This window comes from Pseudoxanthomonas sp. P4_B2 (assembly GCF_056402315.1).
Window position 1 is genome coordinate 329,641 of the sequence record NZ_JBFUHQ010000005.1, and the last position, 14,463, is coordinate 344,103.

At 63.4% G+C, this 14,463-nt stretch carries 19 protein-coding genes; 6 read left to right on the forward strand and 13 right to left on the reverse strand.

Annotated features, from left to right (window positions below):
• Positions 1–2: 2 nt before the first annotated feature.
• The 8 genes from AC1DTQ_RS14390 to AC1DTQ_RS14425 all read right to left on the reverse strand — a co-directional run bounded on the left by AC1DTQ_RS14390 (position 3) and on the right by AC1DTQ_RS14425 (position 5,450).
• Complete coding sequence (locus tag AC1DTQ_RS14390; protein WP_477850445.1) at positions 3–131, reverse strand: hypothetical protein; 129 nt, start codon at positions 129–131, stop codon at positions 3–5.
• 4 nt (positions 132–135) lie between these two features.
• Complete coding sequence (hpf, locus tag AC1DTQ_RS14395; RefSeq protein ID WP_310089755.1) at positions 136–453, reverse strand: ribosome hibernation-promoting factor, HPF/YfiA family; 318 nt, start codon at positions 451–453, stop codon at positions 136–138.
• A gap of 169 nt (positions 454–622) precedes the next feature.
• Positions 623–2,062: an RNA polymerase factor sigma-54 gene (locus AC1DTQ_RS14400; RefSeq protein ID WP_477850446.1), complete on the reverse strand. Its 1,440-nt coding sequence runs from the start codon at positions 2,060–2,062 to the stop codon at positions 623–625.
• A 50-nt stretch (positions 2,063–2,112) separates the two neighbouring features.
• Positions 2,113–2,832, reverse strand: a complete 720-nt coding sequence (gene lptB, locus AC1DTQ_RS14405) for an LPS export ABC transporter ATP-binding protein (RefSeq protein WP_477850447.1) — start codon at positions 2,830–2,832, stop codon at positions 2,113–2,115.
• On the reverse strand, positions 2,832–3,353 hold the full coding sequence (gene lptA, locus AC1DTQ_RS14410; protein ID WP_477850448.1) for a lipopolysaccharide transport periplasmic protein LptA: 522 nt from the start codon (positions 3,351–3,353) through the stop codon (positions 2,832–2,834). The genes lptB and lptA overlap by 1 nt, the downstream gene beginning before the upstream one ends.
• A complete protein-coding gene (gene lptC, locus AC1DTQ_RS14415; RefSeq protein ID WP_477850450.1) occupies positions 3,331–3,894 on the reverse strand; it encodes an LPS export ABC transporter periplasmic protein LptC in 564 nt (187 codons plus the stop codon). Before lptC ends, lptA begins: the two co-directional genes overlap by 23 nt.
• The gene (locus AC1DTQ_RS14420; protein ID WP_477850451.1) at positions 3,891–4,436 is read right to left on the reverse strand and encodes a KdsC family phosphatase; all 546 of its coding nucleotides are present in this window, start codon (positions 4,434–4,436) and stop codon (positions 3,891–3,893) included. Before AC1DTQ_RS14420 ends, lptC begins: the two co-directional genes overlap by 4 nt.
• A 9-nt stretch (positions 4,437–4,445) precedes the next feature.
• A complete protein-coding gene (locus tag AC1DTQ_RS14425) occupies positions 4,446–5,450 on the reverse strand; it encodes a KpsF/GutQ family sugar-phosphate isomerase (protein ID WP_477850452.1) in 1,005 nt (334 codons plus the stop codon).
• A gap of 53 nt (positions 5,451–5,503) precedes the next feature.
• Between AC1DTQ_RS14425 and AC1DTQ_RS14430 the strand changes: the two genes are divergently transcribed.
• From AC1DTQ_RS14430 to AC1DTQ_RS14440, 3 genes are all read left to right on the forward strand, one after another.
• Positions 5,504–5,743 (forward strand): BolA family protein, encoded by a 240-nt coding sequence (locus AC1DTQ_RS14430; RefSeq protein ID WP_477850621.1) that lies wholly within the window; start codon positions 5,504–5,506, stop codon positions 5,741–5,743.
• 69 nt (positions 5,744–5,812) lie between these two features.
• A complete protein-coding gene (murA, locus tag AC1DTQ_RS14435) occupies positions 5,813–7,084 on the forward strand; it encodes a UDP-N-acetylglucosamine 1-carboxyvinyltransferase (RefSeq protein WP_477850453.1) in 1,272 nt (423 codons plus the stop codon).
• Positions 7,085–7,109: 25 nt separating this feature from the next.
• Positions 7,110–7,421 carry an EF-hand domain-containing protein gene (locus AC1DTQ_RS14440; protein WP_477850454.1) on the forward strand — a complete coding sequence of 104 codons (312 nt, stop codon included), beginning with the start codon at positions 7,110–7,112 and terminating at the stop codon, positions 7,419–7,421.
• Between the two features lie 69 nt (positions 7,422–7,490).
• Here AC1DTQ_RS14440 and AC1DTQ_RS14445 read toward each other — a convergent pair whose 3' ends face one another.
• Genes AC1DTQ_RS14445 through purM form a run of 5 tightly spaced genes read right to left on the reverse strand, consistent with a single transcriptional unit; the run spans position 7,491 to position 11,231 of the window.
• Complete coding sequence (locus AC1DTQ_RS14445; protein WP_477850456.1) at positions 7,491–8,171, reverse strand: DUF3108 domain-containing protein; 681 nt, start codon at positions 8,169–8,171, stop codon at positions 7,491–7,493.
• 3 nt (positions 8,172–8,174) lie between these two features.
• A complete protein-coding gene (locus tag AC1DTQ_RS14450) occupies positions 8,175–8,891 on the reverse strand; it encodes a DUF3108 domain-containing protein (RefSeq protein WP_477850457.1) in 717 nt (238 codons plus the stop codon).
• Positions 8,888–9,562, reverse strand: a complete 675-nt coding sequence (gene purN, locus AC1DTQ_RS14455; protein WP_477850459.1) for a phosphoribosylglycinamide formyltransferase — start codon at positions 9,560–9,562, stop codon at positions 8,888–8,890. Before purN ends, AC1DTQ_RS14450 begins: the two co-directional genes overlap by 4 nt.
• Positions 9,559–10,188: a DUF2238 domain-containing protein gene (locus AC1DTQ_RS14460; protein WP_477850460.1), complete on the reverse strand. Its 630-nt coding sequence runs from the start codon at positions 10,186–10,188 to the stop codon at positions 9,559–9,561. Before AC1DTQ_RS14460 ends, purN begins: the two co-directional genes overlap by 4 nt.
• Before the next feature lie 8 nt (positions 10,189–10,196).
• Positions 10,197–11,231 (reverse strand): phosphoribosylformylglycinamidine cyclo-ligase, encoded by a 1,035-nt coding sequence (gene purM / locus AC1DTQ_RS14465; protein ID WP_477850462.1) that lies wholly within the window; start codon positions 11,229–11,231, stop codon positions 10,197–10,199.
• 186 nt (positions 11,232–11,417) lie between these two features.
• Between purM and AC1DTQ_RS14470 the strand changes: the two genes are divergently transcribed.
• From AC1DTQ_RS14470 to hda, 3 genes are read left to right on the forward strand one after another with little or no spacing between them, the layout of a single operon-like run.
• Complete coding sequence (locus AC1DTQ_RS14470; protein ID WP_477850464.1) at positions 11,418–12,506, forward strand: DUF2066 domain-containing protein; 1,089 nt, start codon at positions 11,418–11,420, stop codon at positions 12,504–12,506.
• A gap of 19 nt (positions 12,507–12,525) precedes the next feature.
• On the forward strand, positions 12,526–13,707 hold the full coding sequence (locus AC1DTQ_RS14475) for an AI-2E family transporter (protein ID WP_477850465.1): 1,182 nt from the start codon (positions 12,526–12,528) through the stop codon (positions 13,705–13,707).
• Positions 13,704–14,402 (forward strand): DnaA regulatory inactivator Hda, encoded by a 699-nt coding sequence (gene hda / locus AC1DTQ_RS14480; RefSeq protein WP_477850466.1) that lies wholly within the window; start codon positions 13,704–13,706, stop codon positions 14,400–14,402. Before AC1DTQ_RS14475 ends, hda begins: the two co-directional genes overlap by 4 nt.
• Positions 14,403–14,463: the final 61 nt, after the last annotated feature.

Here is a 14,463-nt window from a genome sequence, read left to right on the forward strand (position 1 = left end):
TATCAGCAGAAGGAAGGCGGGAAAGAAACCGCGACATAGAGGACTGCGGTTTCTTCCCTTTTCATCCGCGCGCCATTGGTTGGCATGTTGTTATTCAGCGCGCTGTCGATCGGCGTGTTGTTAATCGACATGCTGTTAATCAGCATTCTCGCCGCGTGGCCCGCGTTCCTTGTCGATCTTCTTCTGTTTGTGCTTCAGCAGCAGCCGATCCAGCTTGTCGGCCAAAATATCGATGGCGGCGTACATGGTTTCGGCGCCGGCGTCGGCATGTAGGGTGCGGCCGGCCAGGGTGAGCGTGGCTTCGGCGAGGTAGTCGGGTTTGCGTATGCCCAGTTGGGCGCGGACTTCCAGTGGCTGGTCGAAATGGCGTTCAAGTCGCTTGAACTTGGTTTCAACGTACTCCCGCATCGCGGGGGTGACTTCGATCTGCTGGCCATGGGTCTCGATACGCATCGCTTACCTCCTTACGGTTCGATGGGCCGCGGAATCCGCGGGTGACACTGCCTTGCTTGTGACCTCGAGTGGTGGGTGAAGTTCGGCCTCCTTGAAAAATAGGGATGCGTCGGGAAGGGATTCAGCGCTTCGGGTTCATCATGAACCATGGTTCCTTATGGGAGCGTTATCAACCGATGCGCACGCGTTCATGCGACGAAAGTATTTCCATAGCTTCACGATACTTCGCCACGGTACGGCGCGCCACCGGTACACCAGAGGTCTTGAGCAGGTCGGCCAGCTTGGCGTCGGACAGCGGCTTGCGCGGGTTCTCGTTTTCGATCAGACGGCGGATCATCGACTGAATGGCGATGCTGGACGCTTCGCCACCGCCCTCGGTGCTGACGCCGGAAGCGAAGAACGCGCGCAGCGGCAAGGTTCCACGCGGAGTCCGCACATACTTGCGTGCGATGGCGCGTGAAACCGTGGATTCGTGAAGACCGACTTCGGTCGCGACTTCCCTCAGAGTCAGCGGTCGCAACGCCTGTTCGCCGAATTCCAGGAAGCCGGCTTGCTGCCGCAACAGGCAGCGGGTGACCTTGAGCAAGGTATCGCCCCGGGCTTCCAGGCTCTTCAGCAGCCAACGGGCCTCCTGCAGGTGGCTCCGCAGGTAGCCGGCGTCGTTCTCGCCGCATTTCCGGATCATCTGCTCGTAGCCGCTGTGGATGGTGATCCGGGGCAGGTTGTTGCCGGCCAATGCCGCACGCCAGACGCCGCGCTGGCGCCAGACCACGCAATCGGGGACCACGTAGGTGTCATGGGTGAGCTCGCCGATCTGAGCCCCTGGCTTGGGGTCGAGCGAACGCAGCAGCTGCACCACTTCCTCCACTTCTTCCACCGGTCGCTTGAGCTCGGCCGCCAGCCCCGCGATGCCGCTTTTCGGCAGGCGCTCCAGCGAGGTGCCGTCGACGATCTCCAAGGCCAGCGCCCTGCCGGGCGTATCGTCGCTCAACACCGCCAGTTGCAGATGCAGGCATTCGCCTAGCGTCCGTGCGGCCACGCCTACCGGGTCGAAGCGCTGCAGTTGATGCAGTACGGTAAGGATCTCATCCTCTCCGGCGGTCACTTCCGGAAGCAGCGTCTCCGCAATGCCGGACAACGGTTCGCGCAGGTAGCCATCGTCTTCCAACGCATCGATCAGCGCCGCACCGATCCTGCGGTCGCGCGGCGACAAGTGCGAGAGATGGAGTTGCCACAGAAGATGATCCTGCAGGGTGTCGATCTCGGCGACGCGCTCGGCTGCTGTGCCTTGATCGTCATCGTCGTCGAAGGAGCCGCCGCTGCCGTGGCTGACGCCGTCCATCGACCAGGGCGATTCGTCGGGCGACCATTCGTCGCTCTCGTTGTCGCTGGGGGTTTCGCGTGGATCTTCCGGAGGGGTGTCGGCGGGAGCCGCATCGTCGCTGCTCGGGGCGCTGTCGTCCCAATCCAGCAGGGGATTGGTCTCCACCGCTTCGGTGATCTCGATTTCGAGTTCGGCCGCGGACATTTGCAGCAAGCGTATGGCCTGACGCAATTGCGGCGTCATGACCAGTTGCTGACCCAGCGATGTCTGGAGGCGTGGCTTCATTTCCGCAATCCGAAATACAGTGTGCGCGGCACCGGGCCGCGCGACGCGCTTCAGAGGCGGAAAGTTTCCCCAAGGTACACGCGACGCACGTCCGGATTTGCCAGCAGCGCGTCCGGTGCCCCCTGCGCCAGTACGCTGCCTTCGTTGAGGATATACGCCCGGTCGCAGATTCCCAAGGTCTCGCGCACGTTGTGGTCGGTGATCAGTACGCCGATACCGCGATTCTTGAGGTGCTTCACGATCCGCTGGATCTCGCCGACCGAGATCGGGTCGACGCCGGCGAAGGGTTCGTCCAGCAGTATCAGCCTGGGTTTGGCGGCCAGGGCACGGGCGATCTCGCAGCGCCTGCGTTCGCCGCCGGACAGGCTGGCACCCAGTTGCTCGGACACGTGGCTGATCTGCAGTTCGTCCAGCAGCGAGGCCAGTTCCTTGTCCACGCCTGCCGAATCCAGGTCCTCCCGCAGCTCCAGAACCAGGCGAATGTTGTCCGACACGGTGAGCTTGCGGAACACTGAAGGCTCTTGCGGCAGATAGCCGACGCCCAGCTTTGCGCGCTTGTACATGGGCTCGGCGGTGATGTCGCGGCCGTCCAGCTCGATCTTGCCGGCGTCGGCGGCCACCAGGCCCACGATCATGTAGAAACAGGTGGTCTTGCCGGCGCCATTGGGCCCCAGCAGCCCGACCACCTCTCCCGCATCCAGAGTCAGGCCGAAGTCCGCGACCACCTCGCGCTGCCGGTAGTGCTTGCGCAGACCCTGAGCGGAAAGCATTACTTGGTTTCCCCGGGTTTCTTTACTGCGCCGGCCGATTTTGGCTGGATTACGGTTTTCACGCGCGTACCGTCTCCACCACTCTGCATGTTGCCGGTCTTGGTGTTGTAGACCATGCGCTGGCCGCTATTCGAACCGCGCGGGGACTTCACCGTGTAGTTCCCGATCAGCGTGATGGTTTCGGTGGACATGTCGTATTCAATGCGACTGGCCGTGGCATCCATCCACGTGCCGTCGTCCTGCTGCTGCTTCAGCTTCACCGGGGTACCGGTAAAAACCGCCTTGGACGGGTCGCCATCGCGCTGGGTGAGTTCGGCGCGCTGCGCGGCTATATCCAGCGTGCCCTGCTTGAGGGTTACGTTGCCAGTCCAGACATTTGTGCTGTTGCCGTCCATCACACCTTCCTGGTTATTGGAATCCAGATAGATGGGCTGGTTGCGATCGGACGACTTCGCCCACGCCAGTGCCGGCACCGACAGGGCGATTATGGCAATGAGGCTAGCGCGCAGACTTGGGTTCATATCGGGTCTTGACCTGGGACTTGAAGGTGTATTGCTTGGTTTTGGTGTTGGTTTCAAAACCTACACCGCTGAGTATAGAACCCGGACGGGTGATGGTGACCGCATCGTCGGTGGAAGCGAGGTTTTTGCGGGGGAATACATTCAGTCGCTGAGTATCGAAAGTTGTGGGTATGGCGCCTTCCTTAGGGCTGGTTCCCTTCACATCGCCCGACAGCCGCAACTCGTCGCCATTGGGGCTAACCCAGGCGGTTTTGGAACGCATTTCCCAATGGTGTCCATCGGTGTCGGGAAGCAGGAACAGGGGCGTGGCGATCGTGAAGGTTTGATCTCTGGGATTGCGCTGCATCTCCGGCGCACGCAGGGTGATCGACTCCTGGCCCTGGTCGTCCAGGCCGATCACCTCGAAATCCCGCATGAGGTAATCGGGGCGCTCGGAAGAAGGGGCATCCGGCTCGGCGACGTCGCGCTGCTTCCACGCCGACCAGCCGCTGGTGATCGCGGCCACCAGCAATACCAGACCCAGCACCGTGCGCCAGTTCATCGGGTCCACTCCGTCAGCAGCGCTTCGGTCCGGTCTTGCGCGTCGAGCAGCAGATCGCACAACTCGCGTGCGGCACCTTCGCCGCCGCGCGCGGAAGTGACCCAATGCACGCGTTCGGCGATCCAGCGGTGCGCGTTGCCCGGCGCCACCGCCAATCCCGCGGCGCAGAGCGGCGCCAGGTCGGGAAGGTCGTCGCCCATGAAAGCCACTTCGTCCAGGCCGATGCCCTGACGCTCGCACAGCGCTCGCACCTGGCCCAGTTTGTCCTTGGCGCCGGTGAATACCTCGATGCCGAGTTCGGCGGCACGCCTTTCGGCGGCCTTGCTGTTGCGCGCGGTGATCAAGGCCACCGCGATGCCGGCCCGCTTCAGCAGTACCAGTCCTTGTCCGTCGAGGATATGGAACGCCTTCGATTCGCCGCCTTCATCGTCGTAATAGAGACGTCCGTCGGTTAGGGTGCCATCCACATCGAAGCAGGCCAGCTTGATTTTGCGGGCACGCGCACGGAGATCGGCATCGAGAGGGGAGGCGGGGGAAATCATGCGTTTTCTTTAGACCACGCGGGCGCGCAACAGGTCGTGAATGTTGAGCGCGCCGACGGCACGGCCGGCTTGGTCCACCACGACCAGACCGCTGATCTTGTGGGTTTCCATCAGGCGCGCGGCTTCCACGGCCAGCTGGTCGGCGGCGATGGTCTTCGGACCGCGCGTCATCACATCGGCGATCATCGCGGTGCGGACGTCGAGCGCCGCATCGTCGAGGGTGCGGCGCAGGTCGCCATCGGTGAACAACCCGATCAACTTGCCTTCGTCGTCGACCACGGCGGTCATTCCCAGCCGCTTGCGGCTCATTTCCATGAGAGCTTCGCTTAGCGTGGCGTCCAGGCCCACGCGCGGCACGTCATCGCCGGCGTGCATCACGTCGGTGATGTGCAGCAACAGGCGGCGGCCCAGGCTGCCGGCGGGGTGCGAACGTGCGAAGTCGTCGGCGGTGAATCCGCGCGCTTCCAGCAGCGCTACCGCCAGCGCGTCGCCCATGGCCAAGGTAGCGGTGGTGCTGGAGGTGGGCGCCAGATCCAGCGGACAGGCTTCAGCGGGCACGCTGACATCCAGATGCACATCCGATTCGCGCGCCAGTGTGGATTGCGGCCGGCCGGTCATCGCGATGACCGCATTGCCCTGGCGCTTCAGCACCGGTAACAGGGTCAGGATTTCGTCGGATTCGCCCGAATAGGACAGAGCCAGCACCACGTCCGCGTCGGTGATCATGCCCAGGTCGCCGTGGCCGGCTTCGCCCGGATGCACATAGAAAGCAGGTGTGCCGGTGGAGGCCAGGGTGGCGGCGATCTTGCGTGCGATATGCCCGGATTTGCCCATGCCGGTGGCGACCACACGACCCTTGGAGGCGAGGACCAGCTGGCAGGCCGCGGAGAATCCTCCGTCGATCCGGGTCGCCAGATGCTCCAGCGCGCGGGCCTCGATTTCGACCACGCGACGACCGCTGGCGGCCAGGCTGGCGTCGGTCGGTTCGGCGATCTGGGGCAGCAACTCAGGCATGCGGGCGTCGGGCGGAGGTTAGAATGACCGTTCATTTTATAAGGAAAGGCACGTTGGACGCCGAAACCATCCGTAAACTGATAGAAACCGGCCTGCCGGGGGCTGAAGTACAGGTGCAGGGCGACGACGGCGTGCATTTCGAGGCCAGCGTGGTTTCGGAGGCGTTCCGCGGCAAGCTGCCACTCGCCCGTCACCGGCTGGTCTACGCCACTCTGGGCGAGCTGATGGGCGGCGCGATCCACGCCCTGGCCCTGAAGACCGTGACGCCCGAGGAAGCCGCGCGATCCCACTGAGCTATCTCCTGCTGCGCTATCCCTAGAAGGCTGCGCCTTCTCATCTCCCATTCCTGAGCCAGACGACCCATGCAGAAAATCGTAGTTACCGGCGGCAACCCGCTCAACGGCGAAGTCACCATTTCCGGCGCCAAGAACGCGGTGCTGCCGATCCTGTGCGCCACCCTGTTGGCCGATGCACCGGTGGAAATCACCAATGTGCCGCATCTGCACGATGTGGTGACCACGGTGAAGCTGCTCGGCGAACTGGGCGCGGGCATCAGCATCGATGAGGGCACTTTGTCGAAGGGCAGCGCGATCACGGTGGATCCGCGCAGCGTCAACCAGCACGTCGCGCCCTACGAGCTGGTCAAGACCATGCGCGCCTCGATCCTGGTGCTGGGACCTTTGCTGGCCAAGTACGGCGCAGCGGAAGTCTCGTTGCCGGGCGGCTGCGCGATCGGTTCGCGGCCGGTCGACCAGCACATCAAGGGTCTGCAGGCGTTGGGTGCCGACATCACGGTCGAGAACGGCTTCATCAAGGCTACGGCGAAACGGTTGAAGGGCGGGCGCTACGTGTTCGACATGGTCAGCGTCACCGGCACCGAGAACGTGCTGATGGCCGCTACCCTGGCCGACGGCACCACCGTGCTGGAGAACGCGGCCATGGAACCGGAAGTCACCGATCTGGCCGACTGTCTGATCGCATTGGGCGCGGATATCGAAGGCGCCGGTACCTCGCGCATCGTGGTGCGCGGTGTGGAACGCCTCTCCGGCGGCCGCCATGCGGTGCTGCCGGATCGCATCGAGACCGGCACCTTCCTGGTGGCCGCGGCGATGACCGGCGGCCGCATCGTCGCGCGGCGCGCCCGTGGCGATACGCTGGACGCGGTGCTGGGCAAGCTGACCGAGGCCGGCGCTTCCATCCAGACTACCGCCGACACCATCACTCTCGACATGCAGGGTAAGCGTCCCCGCGCGGTCAGCCTGACCACCGCGCCGTATCCCGCTTTCCCCACCGACATGCAAGCCCAGTTCATGGCCATGAACTGCATCGCCGATGGCGTGGGCGTGATCAACGAAACCATCTTCGAAAACCGTTTCATGCACGTCAACGAGCTGCTGCGTTTGGGCGCCGACATCCGCGTGGAAGGGCATACCGCCATCATCCGCGGCGCCGACAAGCTCAGCGGCGCACCGGTGATGGCGACCGACCTGCGTGCTTCCGCTTCGCTGATCCTGGCCGGTCTGGTGGCGGAAGGCGACACCACTATCGACCGTATCTACCACCTCGATCGCGGTTACGAGAACATCGAGGAAAAGCTCAGTGGGTTGGGCGCCAAGATTCGGCGCATTTCGTGAGCCTGCCGACATGAGCGCAAACACGGTGAAAACCAAAAAACGATTCTCCACGCGCCGCAAGGCCGTGCTTGGCCTGGTTGTGATCGCGTTGGGGGTGGTCGGTTGGCTGCAGTATGTCGGCGCGGCGGGCATCAGCGGCATTCCCACCAAGGAGATGGACTGGAACGCAGATGGCACGGTGACCCAGCAGGAAATAATGCAGTCGTTCTATGCGGTCGGCGTAACCAAGACCAGCCAAGGACAACGCGAATGCAGCGAGTACTACTGGCGCGAAGGCAAACGGAGCATCCGTGTCGATTGTCGTACCACCATGGCGACGGAGCCGAAGAAGGAATAAAAAAAGCCCGGCGATGCCGGGCTTCTTCTTTTGCAGCAGCTTATGCGGCGCCGACAACGCGCCGGGTCGTCAGTGCCAGGCTTTGAGCTGCAGATCGATCGAATCCTGTCCGTCTTCGCGCTGCAGGATGCGCGCGGGCACCGGCATGTTGGGCACCACCCATACGATGGTCTGCTTGTTACCCGAGGTGCGTACCACCTTGGTGGCGTCGCGTGATTGTCCGCCGACGGTGATCTTTTCCTTGCCGGCCACTTGGTAGCTCATGGTTTTGGCATTGCCGTTCTCGACCATGCGATAGGTAAGCGGCTTGCCCGCAGCGACATCGCGCACCAGGGCCAGGTTCACCAGCAACGCGTCCATATCTCCAGTCTTCAAAGCGACCGGTCCGGCACGTTCCGGCTTGACATCGCCATTCCATGTGGCCTGGTTCTTGCTCCAATCGAAGTTGGCATTGACCGCTTTCTTCTTCACTAGCACCCGTGACAAGTCGGCGCTGGAGAGAGGACGCAGCCAGCCGTTCTGTTCGTCGAACACCGTCTTCTGGCTCAAGTCCACCAACTGGTTCTTGATGGTGAGGCTGTACTGCCAGCGGTTGCCGCCCTGCGAGGTGATCGACATCTGGCCATCGCCCTGCATGCCCATGGCGCTTGCCTGGTATTGGGCGGTGAAGGCTTCGACGGCAGCGGCAGGCAGACTGGCCACGGCCAGCAAGCCGGCGGCGATACCCGCGAGAATTGGAATTTTTTTCATGGCTTATTGCACTCCTTGGTATTCGACCAGGCGCAGGTCAATGGTGTCTTGGCCGTTCTCGCGGCGCAAGATCCGGACCGGGGTAGGGACGCCGTTGGCGACCCAGAATATGGTTTCATCGTTGCCGCCGTTGGTGCGGGCTACGCGCATGGCGTCGTAGCTGAGATCATCCACGGCGACGATTTCGGTCTGTTCGGCAACCGCGTACTGATAGTCGCGGACGCGGCCGTCGTCGACCACACGGTAACTGAGCGACTTGCCGGGCTGGGCATCGCGGATCACCGCCAGGTTCATCAGCAGCGAGCTCATGTCGCCGTCGCGCAGCGGCACCGGCGCGGTGCGCGTCTTCTTGACGTCGCCCTGCCAACGCGCACTCAGCGCATTCCAGTCGTAAGTGCCCGAGATCTTCTTGCCCGAAAACAAGGCGTGCTTGACCGTGGCCTGGCTGAGCGGGCGATACGCATCGCCCACCGCGTCGAACAGCGTGCTTTGTTCGATGTTCAAGCCCGCCAGGCGCGCGAAACCACGGGTGCCGCGAATGCCCAGGTCCACTCGCCAGCGGTTGCCGCCGTTTTGCACAACCTGCATCTTCGCGCTGCCGGCGAGCTTGCCTTCGTTGTAGGCCTGGTAAGTGGCCACGAAAGGCTCGAGCGCAAGCGCAGGCAAGCTGGCCAGGGCCAGCGCACCGGCCAGGATTGCGCGGGGGAGCAGGGAGATCATGGAGAGGAGATGGCGTCCGGAGGCGTCAGATTACCGGCAGAATCTAGACGCAGAGGTCTAAATAAGGGCTGACCATCGCAAAACGCCATGCCGTCGCGTTCAGCAAGCCGACCGCAGATGGCCAGGCGCAGGACCGCCGCCAGCAGCGCATGTTCCTGCGGGAGCAGCCTGTGGGCCAGGGTTTGCGGCGTATCTCCAGGCTGCACGGGAATGCTGGCCTGGGCGATCACGCTGCCGGCGTCCAGTTCAGGTATGACGAAGTGCACGCTGGCGCCGTGGCGCTCGTCGCCGGCCTCCAGCGCGCGCGCGTGGGTATGCAGGCCGCGGTATTTCGGCAGCAGGGAAGGGTGGATATTGAGCAGCCGACCGCGGAAACGCGCAATGAAATCATCGCCCAGGATGCGCATGTAACCTGCGCACACCACCCATTCGGGTTGGCAGGCGGCGACCGCTTCGCCCATTGCGTGGTCGAAGGAAGCGCGGTCCGGGAACGAACGCGCATCGGCCGCCCAGCGTACGGTTTGCGGAACGCGCTCCAGCGCCGGCGCCTGCGATTTGTCGGAGAACACGCCGACTATTTCCGCTTTCAACCGTCCGTCCGCGATCGCATCCAGCAGCGCTTGCAGATTGCTGCCGCGGCCGGAGACCAAAACGGCGATGCGCCCACTCACGGAACGACCGCTTGCACAGCAGGATGCGTGAGCACATCGCGGCGCGGCCATGCGCTCAACGCGCCCAGCGTCGCCAGCAACATGTCGGCATGCGCATCCCACATATCTCCCTGCTGGCCGTTGTACGACTCCGCCGCTTCGGGCGAGAGCGTCAGGGCGATGGCCCATTCCAACCACTCGTACAACAGGCTGCTGCACATGATCGCCATGACCGCGAGCACGAATGCCTGGCGCGGGCTGAGCGGCCAGCGCTGGCGCAGGTAGTGGAGGGCCGCAGGAGCAAAGCAAACGCCGTAGAGAAGATGGATCAGCCGATCCATGTTGTTTCGTTTCCAGCCGAACGCGCTTTGCGGCGACCATCCAGTTGCTGCCTGTATCCACTGGTCGTACGGCAGATTGGAATACAGCCAGCGTGCGGCGATGCTGTGCACGCAGATGAAGGCGCAGATCAGCGCGAATTGCCAGGTGAGCAGCGGCCAGCGGTGGTCGTGCCGCCAAAGCCAGACCAGTCCGACCACCGTGAGGCTGCTGTGCAGAGCCTGTTCTGCGGGCCACAGCGGCGCGATCCAGCTCGCCGCGAACACGGCAAGCGTCAGCGCCAACGCGATCCTCTTTCCGGCCGGCATGCGCGGCGTCAGCCGATCTTCAAGCGTTCGGCGCCGTCCGACTTCACCACTTCACCGATCCGCCAGTGATCGAGGCCCAGACGTTCGATATCCGTCTCCAGCGCGGCGGCCTGATCCTGCGCGACCATCAGTACGAAACCGATACCGCAGTTGAAGGTGCGCCACATTTCGGCATTGGCCACTGCACCTTCGCGCTGCAGCCAGTCGAACACCGGCGGCAACGGCCAGGAGGTCGGATCGATTTCCAGCCCCAGCGATTTGGGCACCACCCGGATGATTTTTTCGATCAACGCGCCGCCGGTCACGTGGGCCATGGCGTGGATATCGTGTTTCGCAAGCAGTTCCAACACCGGCTTCACATAGATGCGCGTGGGTTCCATCAGCGCGTCGCCCAGCTTGACGCCACCCAAGTCGAGGTCGAGTCCGCCGTTGCCCGGTGCGACGCCGGCGCGCGCGAGAATCCTGCGGATCAGCGAATAGCCGTTGGAATGCGGACCGCTGGAAGCGATGCCGATCAGTACATCGCCCTGATGAACCAAGCTGCCGTCGATCAGTCTGGCCTTTTCTACCGCGCCGACCGTGAAACCAGCCAGGTCGTATTCGCCAGGCGGGTACATGTCGGGCATTTCCGCGGTTTCGCCGCCGATCAGGGCGCAACCGGCGATTTCGCAACCTTTGGCGATGCCGCCCACCACATCGACCGTGGTCTGCACATCCAACTTGCCGGTGGCGAAATAATCGAGGAAGAACAGGGGTTCGGCACCTTGCACGAGCACGTCGTTGACGCACATGGCGACCAGATCGATGCCGATGGTGTCGTGGCGGTTCAGCTGCTTGGCGAGGATCAGTTTGGTGCCGACGCCGTCGGTGCCCGAAACCAGCACCGGCTCTTTGTACTTACCGGACAGATCGAACAGCCCGCCGAAGCCACCGATGCCACCACCCAGCACTTCCGGGCGCAGGGTGCGCCGAATGGCCGGCTTGATGCGTTCTACGACTTCATTGCCCGCATCGATATCGACCCCCGCATCGCGGTAGGTCATTGGGATTGGTGCGGGCGGGGTGGGATGGGTCACGGAAGAGCCATGGCGAGGGCGGGAGAACCGTTGATTTTAAGGGAATACGCATGCGAATCGTCCGTCCTGAACGACCCAGATTGGCGCCAAGCACGCATTCGGGCAACAATTCACCCGTTCGCCAGGCAATCGCTGGCTACAGGGATGCTCTAGATGCGCCGGATTTCTGGATTTGCGTTGGTCGCGGTTCTTTATTTGCTATCGCTTTCTTTGCTGCCGGCCTCCACGGCCTGGGCGCAAACCGATTTGCGTACCGAAGGCGACCGCGCTGGCGCACAAGGCATGTACGACGCCGAAGTACCCGTTAACGGCCAGGGAGAAGCCGAGCGCAACAGCGCCTTCGCCCGCGCCCTGAGCATGGTGCTGGGCAAGCTCAGCGGCGATCGCAGCGCAGCGGGCCGACCGGGTGTGGGCGCAGAACTACGCAATGCCAAGAACTATGTCGCCAGCTACGACTATCGTCAGGACCAGGGAACTTCTCCCTCGGGCGCTCCGACCTTTCGCAGCACCCTGGTGGTGCGTTTCACGCCCGCCGAGGTCGATTCGCTGATGAGCGCGCTGGGTCTGCCGGTATGGCCGCAGCCGCGGCCGAAGCCGGTGATCTGGCTTGCCATCGACGATGGCAGCGGTCCGCGACTGGTGGGTCTGCCGCAGGCCAATGCCGTCCGGCCGTTGTTGAATCGAGCCGTCGAACGCGGCTTCAAGCTCGGCCTACCCACCGGCAATGCCGCCGAGCAAGCTTTGGTCGGCGCCATCTGGCGTCAGGACAGCGCCGCCGTGGCGCGCGCTTCGGCCAAGTACAGTCCGCCGATGCAGCTGCTGGGCAAGCTCTATCGCGGCAAAGGCGGCTGGGTAGCCGATTGGGTGTTCGTCGACAACGGCAAGATACTGTCGAAATGGACCAGCAAGGACGCCGATGCGCGTGGCGCCATGGCCGCCGGTGCCGATGGTGCCGCCGAGGCATTGATGAAGCGCTACGGAAAGCGCGGCAGCGGAGGTTCCTCAGGCACTTATCGCCTGATCTTCACGGGCATCGATAGCGCCGATGACTACCTGCGCCTGTCGGCCGCATTGCAGGGCATGAGCGTGGTCCGCAAGATCACCCCGGTGCGCGCCAGCGGCAATACGCTGGAAGTGGACCTGGAGTTGCTGACGGGAATCCCGGGCTTTAAGCGCACGCTGGGCGACGACAGTCCGCTGGAAGGCGGCGAGGGCGATCCTCCTGTGTACCACCTAAGGTGACCACTCAAGTGATCTTGGCATGACCGATACCCCCGAATTCGAAATCGCGCGCTTCCTGCGTCGCCTGCAGTGGGCTGCGGTCGGCGTAGGTGCGTGCTGGCTGCTGTGGCTGCTGGCGCCCATCCTGACGCCGTTCGCGGTGGCTGCCTTGCTGGGCTGGCTGGGCGATCCGCTGGTGGACCGCCTGGAATTGGCCGGACGCTCCCGCAACACCGCGGTAATCCTGGTGTTCACGCTGATGGCGCTGCTGCTGGCGCTGGTGCTGATCATCCTGGTGCCGATAATCGAAAGTCAGATTTCGACCCTGATCGAATCGCTGCCGCGGTACCGGCTCTGGTTCACCAGTGTGGCCATTCCCTGGATCGAAGGACGTTTCGGCGTCCAGATCGCCTCATGGCTGGATCTGGACCATCTGATCGAGCTGGTGCGTAGCAACTGGGAACGCGCCGGCGGCATGGCTGCGACAGTGCTGGGATATGTGTCGCGTTCGGGCTTCGCACTGATCGGTTGGATGGCCAACATCGTGTTGATCCCGGTCATCACCTTTTTCTTTCTGCGCGACTGGGACCTGATCGTGGGCCGTGTGGCCTCAATGGTGCCGCGCGACCACATCGAGACAGTCAGCCGGCTGGCGCGGGAATCCAGCGATGTGTTGGGCGGCTTCCTGCGCGGTCAATTCCTGGTGATGATCATCCTGGGAATCATGTACGGCATCGGCCTGTGGGCGGTGGGCCTGGACCTGGGCATCCTGATCGGCATCATCGCCGGACTGCTGACCTTCGTGCCTTACCTGGGACCGACCAGCGGCGTGGTGCTCGGCGTGATGGCCGCGCTGATGCAGTACGGGGACTGGAAGCACATCGCAGGCGTGCTGGCCGTATTCGGTGTGGGCCAGCTGATCGAAAGCTACTGGCTGACTCCGAAGCTGGTGGGCGACCGCATCGGCCTGCATCCTGTCGCGGTTGTGTTCGCGGTGTTGGCCGGCGGCCAACTTTTCGGTTTCCTGGGCATGCTGCTGGCGTTGCCGATGGCCGCGGTTGTCAACGTACTGCTCCGCTACGCGCATGAGCGTTACACGCAGAGCCATCTCTATGCGGGCGAACACCCCACGATCATTCTCGACACCTATGTAGACAAGAATGTCGTGGACGAGAGCATCATCGTAGAAGAAGCCTCGCCCAAGGTCGCCGACGAGAAGTGAGCGTCCCGCAACTGCCGCTGGCGTTGCGCTATCCGCCCGACCAGCGCCTGGAAAGCTTTATCGCCGCACCGCCGGGGGCAATCGCGCAGCTGCGTGAACTTGCGCGAGTGCAGGGTGCGGATTGGCTTTACCTGGCAGGCGCCACTGGAACAGGCAAGACACACCTGGCGCTCGCGCTTTGCGCCGATGCGGAACAGGCGGGACGCCGCTCCGCGTATCTGCCGCTAACAGCTGCGAGCGGGCGGCTGCGCGACGCGCTGGATGCGCTGGAAGGCAACGACGTGGTCGCACTCGACGGGTTGGAAGCCATTGCCGGTCATCGCGACGACGAGATCGCTCTATTCGATTTCCACAACCGCGCACGTAGTGCCGGATTGAATCTGCTCTACGCGGCGCAGGAGGTGCCCGACCTGCTGGATCTCGTCCTGCCCGATCTGCGTTCACGGTTGTCCCAGAATGCCCGCATCCTGTTGCATCCGTTGGACGACGCATCCCGCGCGGAAGTACTGCGCGACCGCGCCCAGCGGCGTGGCCTAGTCCTCGAAGAGGCGGCCATCGACTGGATGCTCTCCCGTACCGACCGCAATCTGGCCAGCCTGGTCGCATTGCTGGATCGCCTGGATCGCGAATCGCTGGCCGCGCAGCGAAGGATCACGGTGCCTTTCCTGCGCCAGGTAATGGATGCGTCAGCCTGAAAGCAAGTATCGACGCGACTTTTTTTTTTGGCATTGATCCGCCGTACGCAGCAGGCTGTTG